Here is a 12634-nt window from a genome sequence, read left to right on the forward strand (position 1 = left end):
CCCGCGCCGAGCGTTGTCACTTCATGAAGCCCGCGTTGGCGAAGCCGTAGCCGCCGAGGCCACGTGCGCCGTAGTTGGCGACGGTGCCGCGCACGGCGTAGGCGCCCGATTCCGGGTACAGCGGCAGGTGGTGTGCGTGCTTCCAGGCCAATTTGTCGATCTCGTCGATCAGGGCCGCACTCTTGGCCTGGTCGAACTCGGCGATGGCCTTGTCGTACAGCTCCTGAATACCGGGGATGACGACGCGACCGAAGTTGTTGCCCGCCTTGCCGTCGACCGGCACCTGGAACACGGGCCGGTCGTGCGAGATCGGGTACGGCGACTTCGTCCATTCGAACGCGATCAGGTCGAAGTTGCCCGGGAGCAGGTAGGCCTCCTGGAACCGTTCGGTCGGCACCGATTCGACCTCGACCTCGACTCCGACGGCGGCGAGCTGCTTGCCGATGACGCCGGAGACCGCCTTGCCGGTCGGGGTGGCCTGCACGACGAGGCGCAGGCTCAGCGGCTTGCCGTCCCTGGTGCGCACGGCCCCGTTGAGTTTCCAGCCCTGGGCGTCGAGCGCGGTGCGCGCGGCTTCGGGGTCGAACGGCAGTTCCTTCGAGTTGTCCCTGTAGGCGGCGTGACCCTGCGGGACGATGTGGTTGCCGACGGCCTTCGCTCCGGGCACGATCGGACCCACGACGATGTCGGTCACCTCCTGCGGGTTGACGGCCTGAGCGATGGCGACCCGCAGGGCGGTGTCCGACAGGAGTGCGCCGTCGGCGCCGTTGAAGGTGAGCTGACCCGCGCGCCGCTCGGACGCCTTCCTGATCTGCACGCCCGAGATGCCCTTGGCGCGGGTGAGCAGGTCGATGTCGCCGCCGATCGGGTACAGGTCGAGGCCGTTGTTTGCGAGTTCGTCGGCACGGGCGGCGGGGGCGAGTACCCGGAAGATCACCCGGTCGAGGGCGGGCCTGGTGCCCCAGAACTTCTCGTTGCGGCGCAGGGTGACAACCTTGCCGACGGTGTCGACGTCGGCGATCTCGAACGGGCCGGAGGTGACCTCCGGCCGGTTGAGCCACGCCTTGTTGAACGCCTCGGGGGTGGCGGTCACCTCGGTCGGGACCAGCGGCCGGAACAGGCCCTGCCAGTCGGCGAACGGCTTGGCGAAGGTGAGCACGGCCTCCCGGTCGGAGGCTCCGCGCTCCACGTTCGCCACGTCCTGGTAGCCGATGCTGTTGCTGATCTCGAAGCCCTTGTCGGCGCCGCGCAGCGCGTTCCAGTGGCCGCGAAGGTCCTCCCAGGACAACGGCCGGCCGTTGCTCCAGACCGCCTCCTCACGGATCTTGTAGCGGATCTTCTGAGGCTGGGTGGAGATCATCTCGATCGAGTCGAAGAAGGTCTTGTTCACCGCCGGGACGCCGTCGGCGGTGTCGAGGAACGCGCTGGGCAGGATCGCGTCAGCGAACTGGTAGGTCACAACGCGGGCGCCGTTTACCTGCTTGGGGTTGTAGTTGGTCGGCAGCGAGTCGATCGGCAACCGCAGGTCGCCTCCGTCGCGTAGGTTCGCGCGGTCCTGACGGTTGATGTCCTGGCCGGACGCCGGGGTGCCCGGCGACGCCTGCTGCGCCTTGTGGTCGGTGGAGCAGGCGGACGTGCCGAGGGCGACGGTGAGCAGCAGCGCCGCCGCCGTCTTGCGTGATAACCGCATGGCCGGAGCGATCCCCTTCATGGGTGCAGAAAGTTCAGTCGCCGTGACGGTACTGCAAATCACAACCATGTTCAATAATAGTGGCGACGCCCCGGGCTTCGACGATCGTGATACTACGGCGAGACCAGAAAACGAGAGGTGACGATGACCGACATCGACGAGGCGGCCGACGTCAGTGCGAAGCCGTTGCGACACAACCGGGACTTCTCCCGGTTCTGGTTCGGAGAGACGGTCTCCCTGTTCGGGGTCCAGGTCACCAACCTCGCGCTTCCGCTGACCGCCGTGATCGTGTTGAATGTCCGTCCGGAGGAGTTGGGACTGCTCCGCTCGCTCGCATTCCTGCCATTCCTGTTCCTGGCGCTGCCGTTCGGCGTCCTCGTCGATCGCAACGCCAAGCGGCCCCTGATGATCCTGGCGAACCTGGCCCGCGCCGTCCTGGTCGGCCTCGTCCCGGTCCTGGCGTTCGCGGACGCGCTGAGCATGCCGATCCTGGCAGCGGTCGTGCTCGCGATCGGCGTGTGCACGGTGCTGTTCGAGGTCTGCTGGCTCTCCTACGTGCCGGTGCTCGTCGAGAAGGAGCATCTGGTAGCCGCGAACGGGCGGGTCAGCGCCAGCTCGTCGGCGGCCGAGTTCGCCGGTCCCGGACTCGGCGGCCTGCTGGTCCAGGTACTTACCGCTCCCTACGCGCTGGCGGTGAACGCCGGCTCGTACCTGGTGTCGGTGTTCTCCCTGCTGACCATCCGGACGCCCGAGGAGGTCACCCCGTCGGCGAAGCGGCACCTCGGTAGGGAGATCGCCGAGGGCATCGGCTTCATCGTGCGCCAGCCCTACCTGCGGGTACTGGCGGTCGCGGGCGCGGCATTCAACTTCTGCTACATGTTCGTGGAGGCGTTGTTCGTCATCTACGCCGTGCGTGACCTGAACATGGCCGCGGGCACCATCGGCGGGATCCTCGCGGTGAGCGCGATCGGCGGTGTGCTCGGCGCGGCCCTCGCGGCCCGCCTGGTCGGCCGGTACCGGTTCGGGCGCGTCTACGTGGCGGCGGTCGTGGTCGGCTACGGCGGCCCGCTGCTCATCCCGCTGGTCGCGGGGCCCCCGGTGCTGGCCGTGGTGGTCGTGACCGCCGGTTTCTTCCTGATGCGCGCGGGGCTGACGGTGGCCAACGTGGCTGGTTCGAGCCTGCGGCAGGCGGTCACCCCCCGGGAGCTGCTCGGTCGTATGACGGCCGGGATGCGCACACTCATGTGGGGCATCGGCACCACCGGAGCGCTCGTCGGTGGCTTCGTCGGCGGGTGGCTCGGGCTGCGCACGGGGCTGTGGGTGGCCGCGGTGGGTTTCCTGGTGGCCGCGTTGCCGATCCTGCTGTCCCGTATCCCGCAGCTACGTGAGATGCCTTCTGCCGCCACCCGGTAGTACATGCTTTCCTGAATACAGGAAGCCGTGTACTGTCGCCGCATGAAGACGTTGACCCACGGGCAGGTTCTCGCCCGGTTCGGCCATGCCCTGTCCGATCCGTTGCGTGCCCGGCTGCTGCTCGCCCTGCGTGACGGCCCCGGCTATCCGGCGGACCTGGCCGACCTTCTCGGCACCAGCCGGCAGAACCTGTCCAACCATCTGACGTGCCTGCGTGGCTGTGGCCTGGTGGTGGCGGTGCCGGAGGGCCGACGTACCCGCTACGAGCTGACCGACGGTCGACTCGCCCATGCCCTCGGTGATCTGCTCGGCCTGGTTCTCGCCGTGGATCCCGCCGCGTGCGCCGCCCCGGTCGCGGACGGCTGCTGCTGATGGGCCTGCCGTTGAGCCGGCCCCGGCCTCGGCCCGCCGTGCCGTCGGCCGGGCGGCGCGCGGTTCTCACCCGCCGGGTGCGGCTGCTGGTCGCCGCGACCATCATCTACAACGTCATCGAGGGGATCGTGGCGATCGCCGCCGGCACGGTCGCATCGTCGACCGCGCTGATCGGATTCGGCCTGGACTCCTTCATCGAGGTGGCGTCGGCGGCCGCGGTGGCCTGGCAGTTCGCCGGCCCTGACCCGCAGTCCCGGGAGAGGGTGGCGCTGCGCGTGATTGCGATCTCCTTCTTCGCCCTCGCCGGCTACGTCACCGTCGAGGCGGTCCGGTCGCTGTTCGGCGGCGCCGACGCCGAGCATTCCGCCGTCGGCCTGGTGCTGGCCGGGCTGTCGGTGCTGGTCATGCCGGTGCTGTCCACGGCACAACGCCGTGCCGGCCGGGAACTCGGCTCCCGGTCCGCGGTGGCCGACTCCCGGCAGACCCTGCTCTGCACCTATCTGTCTGCCGTCCTGCTCGTCGGTCTGGCGCTGAACAGCCTGTTCGGCTGGTCCTGGGCCGACCCGGTCGTCGCGCTGGTCATCGCCGGTGTCGCTGTCAAGGAGGGCCGGGACGCCTGGCGGGGCGACACTTGCTGCCAGGTCGTAGACACGGTGGCCGACCCTGCCGGCACGGCGGACGGCTGCGGCTGCCATCCGGGCAGTTCCTGCTGCGTCGGCGGAGTCGACATGACCTTCCGGCGGACGATCGGGTCGGGTGCCGACGAGAACTGCCTCGGGTCCTCACCGGGGGAGCCGCACTCCCGCGCGCATCGCCACTGATCGGGAGACCGGGACGTGTCGATCCGGGCTCACCGGACCTCCGCCCGCACGATGTCCATCGGGCCGGGGGTCGCGTCGAACCCGGCGGCCGTGAGTTCGGCGACGATCGCCTCCGGCGACACGAGGAACCACCGGTACGCGGCCGTGACCTCACGTACCAGCCGATCGGAGTCGTCGAGCACCCGGTAGCGCATCTGCCACCGGAGGGCGCCCGGGCCGTCCGGCTGGGCCGCGCCGCGTTGACCGGACCGGACCGCGGCCCGGCCGGGGGTCGTGCGGCTGGGTAACAATCATCTCCGGCAGCAGCGGAAGGTTATCGCCGTCGGCAGGAAGACAAACGCCACCGGCGGTGAAGACGAGGTTCGCCTTCACCGCCGGTGACCGGGATGTCAGTGCTCCGACATCGTGCCGCTGATCTCGTTGGGGACCGCGTCGAGGGTCACCGAACCGGCGACCTTGCCGGTGGTGAGGTCGAGCCGGTGCACCTTCTTGGTGGCGGGCTCGGTGACGTAGGCGTCGTCACCGCGGACGAAGAGGGCCGGGCGTGGCTCCTGCCAGTCCATCGGCTCCTTCCAGGCGCCGACGACCGGCCACGAGGCGGTCAGCTTGCCAGTGGCGGGGTCGACCACGTGCAGCTTGCCGTCGGTGCCGAGGATCAGGCCCTCGCCCTGCGGGCCGCGGGCCATCGAGCGGAAGCTGTAGCTGACACCCTTGGGCATCGGCACGACCTGGAGCTTCTGGGCTGCCGTGTCGATGAGCGCGAACTGCTCGGGGAACTCACGCTCCGCGTCCGGGTCGACCTTGTAGTCGCCGAGCAGCACCGGAGACTGCTCGGTGCCGACCTGGGTGGCGACGGCGCCGTACGCACCAGCGCTCTTGACCTTCACGAAGGCGCCGTTCTTGAACAGCAGCACGCCGTCCTTGCAGCCGAGCCCCACGACCTCGCCCTGGGCGACCGCCTCGCCGTGGACGCCGGGGCACTCCTCGCTGCGGGCGATCTCCTTGCCGTCCTTGTCCAGCGCGATCGCTCCCGGGCGGGACTCATCCGTGCCGAGGGTCACCACCATGGTGCCGTCGGCGAGTTCCACGGCTACGCCGTGGTGCGGCTGGGCGGTCTTGTAGGTGCGTCCCTCGGGCTTGCCGTCGGTGAGCTTCTTCGGGTCGAAGCTGTGCACCTCGCCGGTGCCGTCGGTGAACAGGACCGTGCGGTCGCCGTGCAGCACGACGTGGCCGGGCTTGGCGCCCGGGTAGCTGATGTCGGTCATCTTGCCGGCGGTCGCGTCGAGGACCTGGAACCCGGACTCGGTGGAGACGAACACACCCGTGTCGTTGCCGGCCGGGTTGATCCGGTTGAAGCCGGGCAGGGTGACGTCGTGCGCCACCTTCAGCGCTTCGCCGTCGAGCACGTAGATGCCGCCGTCGTAGGTGATCGCCACCGGCTCCTGCACCGCGGCCGCGGCGGATGTTTCGGCCGCCGGTGTGGTCGCCTCGTCCGAATCGGACGCGCACGCGGTGAGCGCCAGCGTGGCCGCCACCAGGGCGGCTGCGCTGCTGACTTTACGATGCCTCACGAACTGCTCCCTCAAACTGAAACTGACAATCATTTTCACTCACACTACAGGGGTGCCTCCCGGCCCGACGCCGGGGTGTCTCAACCTGACAGGCCGCCGATGATCGCCTCGGTGTTGAAGCGCATCATGCCCAGGTAGCTCGGGGCGCCGCCGTCGGCTTCACTGAGCGACTCCGAGTACAGGGCGATCACCTTGACACTGACGCCGGCTTCGGAGACGAGGACCTCGGCCAGCTTGGCCGGCTGTGAGGTGTCGACGAAGATCGCCGGCACCCGGTGGGTCCGGATGGCGGTGACCAGCGAGGCGAGATCCGACGCACTCGGCGACGCGAGCGTCGTGCCGCTCGGGATGATCGCGCCGATGACCCGGAAGTCGTAGCGGTCGGCGAGGTAGCCGAACACATGGTGGTTGGTGACCAGGACCCGGCGCTCGGACGGGATGGCGGCGAACCGCCGCGCGAGGTCCGCGTCCAGCTCGCCGACCTTTTTCGCGTACGCGTCCGCGCGCTCCCGCACCGCGCGGGCGTCCACCCCGTCGACGTGCTCGATGATCTCACCGGCGAGCAGCCGTACCACGGTGACCATTCGGGTCGGATCCGTCCAGAAGTGCGGATCCGGCAGACCGGCGGCGTCGCCGTCCCCGTACTCCATCGGGTCGATCCTGGTCCCCACCTCGACGGTCGGGACCTTCTCGGACTTCGCCGCCTCGACGTGGTGCAGGACGCCCTCTTCCAGCCCCAGCCCGTTGTAGACGACCAGGTCGGCCGTCTGCATGGTGTACGCCTCCCGGGCCGAGATGGCGAACGAGTGCGGGTCGGCGTTCGGCTTCATCAGCACGCTGACCTCGGCCTCGCCGCCGACGATCTCGGTGACGACGTCGCCGAGGATGTTCGTGGTGACCACGATGCGCGACTCGTCGGCCGAGGTGCAGGCCGCGCCGCCGGTCAGCAGGGCGCCGACGGCGAGCGTCGCGAAGAGCTTCCGTGCCCTCATCGGCCGACCTCCAGGACGAGATCCGGTCGCTCGGCGACCTTCAGCGTACGGGCGGTGCGCAGCCCGTCGCGGTAGTCGATCTCGTGGATGACCTGGCCCTCCGGATCGGCCAGGTAGGCGCGGTCGGCGTCCAGCGTCAGGCCGGTGGCACGCAGCGGCTTCTGGGCGAGGACCTTGCCGGTCCCGAGGTCGTAGCTGATCAGCGTGTCGGAGGCGTCGAGGGCGAGCACCGTGCTGCCGTCCGCCGGTGACGCGGCGGCCACCAGGTCGCGGCCGGTGGCCGGCACGTACCGCAGGGTGGCCTTGGCGGCGTTCACCGACCAGATGCCGGTGCGGTCCGCCACCGCGGCCTCGTTGCTGCGCGGCCGGTAGCCGAACCCGCCCGGCGGGACCGGTGTGCGCGGGGAGGCAAGCACCCTGGCGGTCAGCTTGTCGCCCTCCTGCTTGATCCGGACGATGCTGTCCTCACACGCGATCACCGCGCCGCCACGCAGGACGGCCCACCCGCGGGGCGCCGCGCAGGGCGCCTCGAAGGCGCCGGTCGGCTGGCCCTTCGCGTCCGTGGCGACGATCCGGTCGGCCGGTCGTTGCGGGTCGTCGCCCATGGCGACGAGGAGTTGCTCCGCGTACGGCACGGCCAGCGGCGTGGAGCTGTTCGAGTCGATCGAGGCCAGCTCGGCGACCCGGCCGGCCTCGAGTTCGCGTCGGTCGAGAACCGTCACCTTGCCGTCGGCGGTGCCGACCGTGGTGTGGGCCTCGAAGCCGGCGACCGTCCGGACCGGGGCGGCCAGCGACAGGGTTCCGACGGACCGGGACGGTGCCCGGTAGTAGTGGACATGGTCGGTGTGGTCGACGGTCCACACGCCGGCGTCGACGATCTCCAGAGCGCGGTCACCGTCGTCGACGTAGACGAAGCGCCCGTCCTCGGTGAGCCGCTCGGCGGCGACCGACAGGCCGACGTCCTTCTCCGATCCGGTGCTCAGGTCGTGCAGGCGCAAGTGCTGCGCGCCGCGGGTCGCGTACGCGATGGCCGACTGCGGCTCGGCCAGTTCCTCGGCGCCTTCCACGTAGCCGTGTGGCGTCTCCTCGACGTCTTGCGGTTGTTGTCTCGGCGAGCCGCACGCGGGGATCGCGAGCGCGAGGCCCAGGGCGGCCACGCCGAAGAACCGTCTGGTGGTGCCGATGATCACAAACTTCCTTCCGGTACCGGGTGGGGGGCGGGCGTGCGGGCCGGCGACCGACGGCGTCGCACCGCGGTCGTGACCCGGCGCACGCCGAGAATCACGAAGAACAGCAGGACCGCGACGGCCGCGATGGTGGCGCCGGCGGCGGTCGCCGCGTGCCACGAGAGCCACAGGCCGGCCACGGTCGCGGCCGAGCCGATGCCGAAGCTGGTGAGCATCACCGCCGGGAGCCGCCGCGCGACGAGCATCGCCGCCGCCGAGGGCGCGATCAGCATGCCGAAGGCGAGCAGGGTGCCGACGACGCTGAAGGCGACCGCCATCGTGATGGTGAGCAGGGCCAGCATCACGGCGTTGGCGATCTCGGGGCGCAGACCGAGGGTCCGGGCCTTGCGCGGGTCGAAGGTGAGTGCCAGGAACGGCCGGTAGCAGACGGCGGAGGTCACCGCGATCACGGCGACCGCGCCGGCGAGCAGCAGCAGGTCGGGCCACCGGATGGCCAGCACGTCGCCGAACAGGAACGCGGTCAGGTCGGTCGCGAAGGACCGCGAGTGCGAGACGACGATCACCCCGACCGAGAGCATCCCCACGAACAGCAGCCCGATGCTGGTGTCGCGCCCGAACTCGCGGCTGTGCCGCAGGGCGTTGACGCCGACCGCCATGGCGAACGCGCTCGCGGCGGCCCCGACGACGAGGTTGCCGCCGAAGATCGACGCGATGGCGACACCGGGCAGCATGCCGTGGCTCATCGCCTCGCCGAGGAAGGTCATGCCGCGGGCGATCACCCACACGCCGACCAGGGCGCACGCGGCGGCCAGCAGGACGCCACCGATGAGCGAGCGGACGACGAAGGACACGGTGAACGGTTCGAGCAGCGACGCCATCACCGGAGCGACTATAGTGCAACTGATAATCGATACCATTTAGGGGGAGTGGTGGGCACCGAGGTCCTGGCCGTCGAGAACGTGGCCTTCCGGTACGCCGGAGTTCCGGTCCTGCGGGACGTGAACCTGCGCGTGGAAGCGGCCTCCACGGTCGCCGTGACCGGCGCGAACGGCTCCGGCAAGAGCACGCTGCTGCACCTGCTGGCCGGTGTCGAGCAGCCGGCCGAGGGCAGCGTCCGGCGGCGGGCCGGCTGCCGGCTGGCCCTGCTCCCGCAGCGAACCGGCGACATCGACGCGCTCCCGCTGACCGTAGCCGAGTGCGTGCGGATCGGCCGGTTCCGGCCGCGCCGACGCCTGAACCGCGACGACCGCGCCGCCGTGACCGTGATCATGGAGCGACTCGACCTCGCCCACCTTGCCCGGCGGCGACTGCGGGAACTGTCCGGCGGGCAGCGTCAGCGCGCCCTCATCGCCCAGACCCTGGTCCAGGCCGCCGACGTCTACGTGCTGGACGAGCCCACTGTCGCTCTCGACGCGACGAGCCGGCGACACGTCCACGACCTGCTCGCCGAGCGGGTCCGTGCCGGCGCGGCGGTCGTCTTCGCCAGCCACGACGCCGCCGACGCCACCCTCGCCGACCGCACGGTGCGACTCACGGGTGCGCTGGGCCACTCCGTCGGCGACGCCGCGGTCCACCACGGACCGTGATCGTCGGAACCGCTTCGCGCCACACCCCACCGCGTGTCAGAAAACGAAAACCGGTACCGGTAGTGTCGAGTCTGACCGGTGGAAGAAGGAGATCTCATGGCCGTACCGAAGCGGAAGATGTCGCGGTCGAACACCCGGCACCGGCGCTCGCAGTGGAAGGCGAGCGTGCCGCAGTTGACTCCCTGCCCCTGTCCGCGCAGGGAGATGGTGGTGCCGCACCGGGCCTGTACGCACTGCGGCCTGTACAAGGGGCGTCAGGTGGTGGATCAGCCGTGACGGGCCGGTTGCCGGTGACCGTGCTGTCGGGGTTCCTCGGCGCGGGCAAGACGAGCCTGCTCAACCATGTGCTCGCCAATCGGGACGGGTTGCGGGTGGCGGTGATCGTCAACGACATGAGCGAGGTGAACATCGACGCCGCGCTGGTCCGCGACGGCGGGGCGTTGTCGCGTACGGAGGAGCGGCTGGTCGAGCTGACCAACGGGTGCATCTGCTGCACGCTGCGCGACGACCTGCTCGACGAGGTGGCCCGGCTGGCGCGGTTGGGCCGGTTCGACTATCTGCTGATCGAGTCCAGCGGGATCTCCGAGCCGATGCCGGTGGCCGCCACGTTCGCCTTCGGGGTGGAGGGCGGGCAGATCCTGGACGACCTCGCCCGACTGGACACCACTGTCACTGTGGTCGACGCGGCGGGCCTGCTGGCCCGGATCGAGGCGGGAGAGACGCTGGAGGCGCGCGGCCTGGCCGCGTACGAGGGGGACGATCGCAGCGTCGCCGACCTGCTGGTCGACCAGATCGAGTTCGCCGACGTGCTGGTGGTGAACAAGATCGATCTGGTGTCCCCGGAAAACCTGACGGTGGTGGAGGCGCTGTTGACCCGGCTCAACCCGGCCGCCCGGCAGGTCCGTGCCGTGCGCGGTCGGGTGTCACCGGCGGCGATCATGAATACCGGCCGGTTCGACCTGGATCGGGCGGAGACCGCGCCCGGCTGGGTGGCCGAGCTCAACGGTGAGCACGTGCCGGAGACCGAGGAGTACGGCATCTCCAGCATCGTGTTCCGCGACCACCGGCCGTTTCACCCTCAGCGCCTGTGGGAGCTGCTTGCCAGCGGCCTGGATGCCTTCGGTGTGGTGCGGTCGAAGGGGTTCCTGTGGCTGGCCAGCCGCCCGGACGTGGTGGCGCTCTGGTCCCAGGCCGGGCCGTCCGGTCGGTGCGATCCGGCCGGGGTGCCCGTGGCGGTGTCGGGGGAGTGGCCGGAGGATCCCGTCGAGCGGGCGGAGCTGGAGTCCCGCTGGCATCCGGTGTTCGGTGATCGCCAGCAGGAACTGGCCCTCATCGGCGTCGGCCTCGACGGCGACGGACTCCGGGCGGCACTGACCGCCTGTCTGCTCACCGACGCGGAGGTCGCCGCCGGGGAGCTCGGATGGCGGTCCCTTCCCGACCCGTTCCCCGAGTGGGACCTGGGCGACCTGGACCACCACGACCACGTCGAGCCGGTCCGGGTCTGATCATGTCGATGATGCTTGCTCCCGCTCCCGCTGCCGTGGCCCGGTGGCGGCGGGACTGGGAAACGGTGATGCGGTTCTACCAACCGGGCCGGGACGAGTTCCTCTCCGCCGGCCTCGCTGCGGTGGAACAGACGCTCGGCCGCTCACCGGAGCGGGTGCTCGATGTCGGTGGTGGGCCCGGTACCACCGCCGAGGCGATGCTGCGGCGGTGGCCCGGCGCCCACGTCACCGTGCTCGACGTCGACCCGGCCCTGCTGGCGTTGACCGGCACCGCGATGCCGCACGTGTCGACCGTGCGGGCCGACATCGCCACCGAGCAGTGGCTGGCGTCCGCCGGTGGCCCGTACGACGTCGTGCTGGCGCTGATGACCGTGCACTACCTGACCGCAGACCGGGTGCGCGACTGGTACGCCGAGGCCCGGCAACTGCTGCGACCGGGCGGGCTACTTCTCGTCGGTGACGCGATGCGGGACGCTGCGTCCGTGGTACCGGCCCCGCCGGCAGGCGGAGGCGCCGACCCCTGGGCGGCGTGGTGGTCCATGCTCGGCGGCGAACCGGCGATGGCGCCGCTGCTTCGCCAGCGGGCAGCCGTCCTGACCGGCCTCGCCTGCGCCGAGTTCATCGCGCCGGTCCACTGGCACCGGGATGCCGCCCGTCGAGCCGGCTTCGCCGACGCGACGGTGCTCCACCAGCGAGCTGATCATGTCCTGGTCTCCTTCCGCCGTTCCGGGGACATCCGATGAGTACCAGCGCGGTCACCGGCGTCTACGGCGACGGTCATCGCCGCCGTGCGCTTCGCCAGCGGGGGAGACAGGGCGTTCCGGAGGACCCGGCGAAAGACGTCGGTGCCCTTCGCGAAGCGGTGCGGGCCAGCCGGTACGCGGTCCTGATCCGGGCGGGCTGCCTCGGTGCCTGCCATCGGGCACCCGCGCTGCTCCTGCTCACCGCCCCGGCGGCAGGCGGGCGACCGGCGCTTATCGGGCCGGTCGGGACAACGCGGCACCGTCGAGCTGTCGGTCGGCATCACCGTCGCGGTGCTCCGAGTGCCGGCCCCGGACGGAGCAGAAAAAGGTGACAGTCGATGACAACGAATCCGATCCCCGGTGCCGTCCGCAACACCCGACAGCGGGCGAAGGTGGTCGAGCTGCTCAGCCGCTCGGACGAGTTCCGCAGCGCACAACGACTGCACGCGGAACTCCGTGAAGGGGGAGCGGTGGTGGGCCTCACCACCGTCTACCGCACGTTGCAGGCACTTGCCGACGCGGGTGAGGTGGACATCCTGCGCCTGCCCACCGGAGAGCAACTGTTCCGGCGGTGCAGCCGTACCCACCACCACCACCTGGTGTGCCGGCACTGCGGTCGCACCGTCGAGATCACCGGACCGGCTGTCGAGGCGTGGGCCCGCCGCACCGCCAGCCAGCACGGGTTCACCGACGTCAACCACACCCTGGAGATCATGGGCACCTGCGCCGAGTGCGCCACCCGGTGACTGCCGGC

At 70.5% G+C, this 12634-nt stretch carries 14 protein-coding genes; 8 read left to right on the forward strand and 6 right to left on the reverse strand.

Translation table 11 applies throughout. The features are described 5' to 3' along the window. Window positions 1-16: 16 nt before the first annotated feature. Window positions 17-1690, reverse strand: coding sequence for an ABC transporter family substrate-binding protein (locus GA0070215_RS05125; protein WP_018783828.1), 1674 nt, complete (start codon window positions 1688-1690; stop codon window positions 17-19). Between the two features lie 144 nt (window positions 1691-1834). Between GA0070215_RS05125 and GA0070215_RS05130 the strand changes: the two genes are divergently transcribed. The 3 genes from GA0070215_RS05130 to GA0070215_RS05140 are packed head-to-tail and all read left to right on the forward strand — an operon-like array spanning window position 1835 to window position 4296. Then, entirely contained in the window at window positions 1835-3103 is a 1269-nt protein-coding gene (locus tag GA0070215_RS05130) for an MFS transporter (protein ID WP_141708157.1), read from the forward strand. A 42-nt stretch (window positions 3104-3145) separates the two neighbouring features. Then, on the forward strand, window positions 3146-3475 hold the full coding sequence (locus tag GA0070215_RS05135; RefSeq protein ID WP_091042369.1) for an ArsR/SmtB family transcription factor: 330 nt from the start codon (window positions 3146-3148) through the stop codon (window positions 3473-3475). Then, window positions 3475-4296: a cation diffusion facilitator family transporter gene (locus GA0070215_RS05140; protein WP_091042875.1), complete on the forward strand. Its 822-nt coding sequence runs from the start codon at window positions 3475-3477 to the stop codon at window positions 4294-4296. Before GA0070215_RS05135 ends, GA0070215_RS05140 begins: the two co-directional genes overlap by 1 nt. Window positions 4297-4325: 29 nt before the next feature. Here the strand turns inward: GA0070215_RS05140 and GA0070215_RS05145 are convergent, their stop codons facing one another. From GA0070215_RS05145 to aztB, 5 genes are all read right to left on the reverse strand, one after another. Beyond that, window positions 4326-4586, reverse strand: coding sequence for a hypothetical protein (locus GA0070215_RS05145; RefSeq protein ID WP_091042373.1), 261 nt, complete (start codon window positions 4584-4586; stop codon window positions 4326-4328). A gap of 99 nt (window positions 4587-4685) precedes the next feature. Further along, window positions 4686-5867 carry a zinc metallochaperone AztD gene (gene aztD, locus GA0070215_RS05150; protein ID WP_026267532.1) on the reverse strand — a complete coding sequence of 394 codons (1182 nt, stop codon included), beginning with the start codon at window positions 5865-5867 and terminating at the stop codon, window positions 4686-4688. A gap of 80 nt (window positions 5868-5947) precedes the next feature. Next, the gene (gene aztC, locus GA0070215_RS05155) at window positions 5948-6859 is read right to left on the reverse strand and encodes a zinc ABC transporter substrate-binding protein AztC (RefSeq protein ID WP_091042376.1); all 912 of its coding nucleotides are present in this window, start codon (window positions 6857-6859) and stop codon (window positions 5948-5950) included. Further along, complete coding sequence (locus GA0070215_RS05160; protein ID WP_018783835.1) at window positions 6856-8049, reverse strand: YncE family protein; 1194 nt, start codon at window positions 8047-8049, stop codon at window positions 6856-6858. The genes aztC and GA0070215_RS05160 overlap by 4 nt, the downstream gene beginning before the upstream one ends. Then, window positions 8046-8924, reverse strand: a complete 879-nt coding sequence (gene aztB, locus GA0070215_RS05165; RefSeq protein WP_018783836.1) for a zinc ABC transporter permease AztB — start codon at window positions 8922-8924, stop codon at window positions 8046-8048. Before aztB ends, GA0070215_RS05160 begins: the two co-directional genes overlap by 4 nt. Before the next feature lie 51 nt (window positions 8925-8975). Between aztB and aztA the strand changes: the two genes are divergently transcribed. The 5 genes from aztA (at window position 8976) to GA0070215_RS05190 (ending at window position 12626) form a co-directional block, all read left to right on the forward strand. Further along, complete coding sequence (gene aztA, locus GA0070215_RS05170; RefSeq protein WP_231394674.1) at window positions 8976-9632, forward strand: zinc ABC transporter ATP-binding protein AztA; 657 nt, start codon at window positions 8976-8978, stop codon at window positions 9630-9632. Between the two features lie 96 nt (window positions 9633-9728). Then, entirely contained in the window at window positions 9729-9908 is a 180-nt protein-coding gene (gene rpmF, locus GA0070215_RS05175) for a 50S ribosomal protein L32 (protein WP_081635878.1), read from the forward strand. After that, complete coding sequence (locus GA0070215_RS05180) at window positions 9905-11137, forward strand: GTP-binding protein (protein WP_091042378.1); 1233 nt, start codon at window positions 9905-9907, stop codon at window positions 11135-11137. Before rpmF ends, GA0070215_RS05180 begins: the two co-directional genes overlap by 4 nt. A 2-nt stretch (window positions 11138-11139) precedes the next feature. Continuing rightward, window positions 11140-11880 carry a class I SAM-dependent methyltransferase gene (locus GA0070215_RS05185; protein WP_244166864.1) on the forward strand — a complete coding sequence of 247 codons (741 nt, stop codon included), beginning with the start codon at window positions 11140-11142 and terminating at the stop codon, window positions 11878-11880. 338 nt (window positions 11881-12218) lie between these two features. Next, the gene (locus GA0070215_RS05190) at window positions 12219-12626 is read left to right on the forward strand and encodes a Fur family transcriptional regulator (RefSeq protein WP_018783840.1); all 408 of its coding nucleotides are present in this window, start codon (window positions 12219-12221) and stop codon (window positions 12624-12626) included. The last annotated feature ends 8 nt before the right edge of the window (window positions 12627-12634 follow it).

The organism is Micromonospora marina (assembly GCF_900091565.1).
GTDB lineage: Bacteria > Actinomycetota > Actinomycetes > Mycobacteriales > Micromonosporaceae > Micromonospora > Micromonospora marina.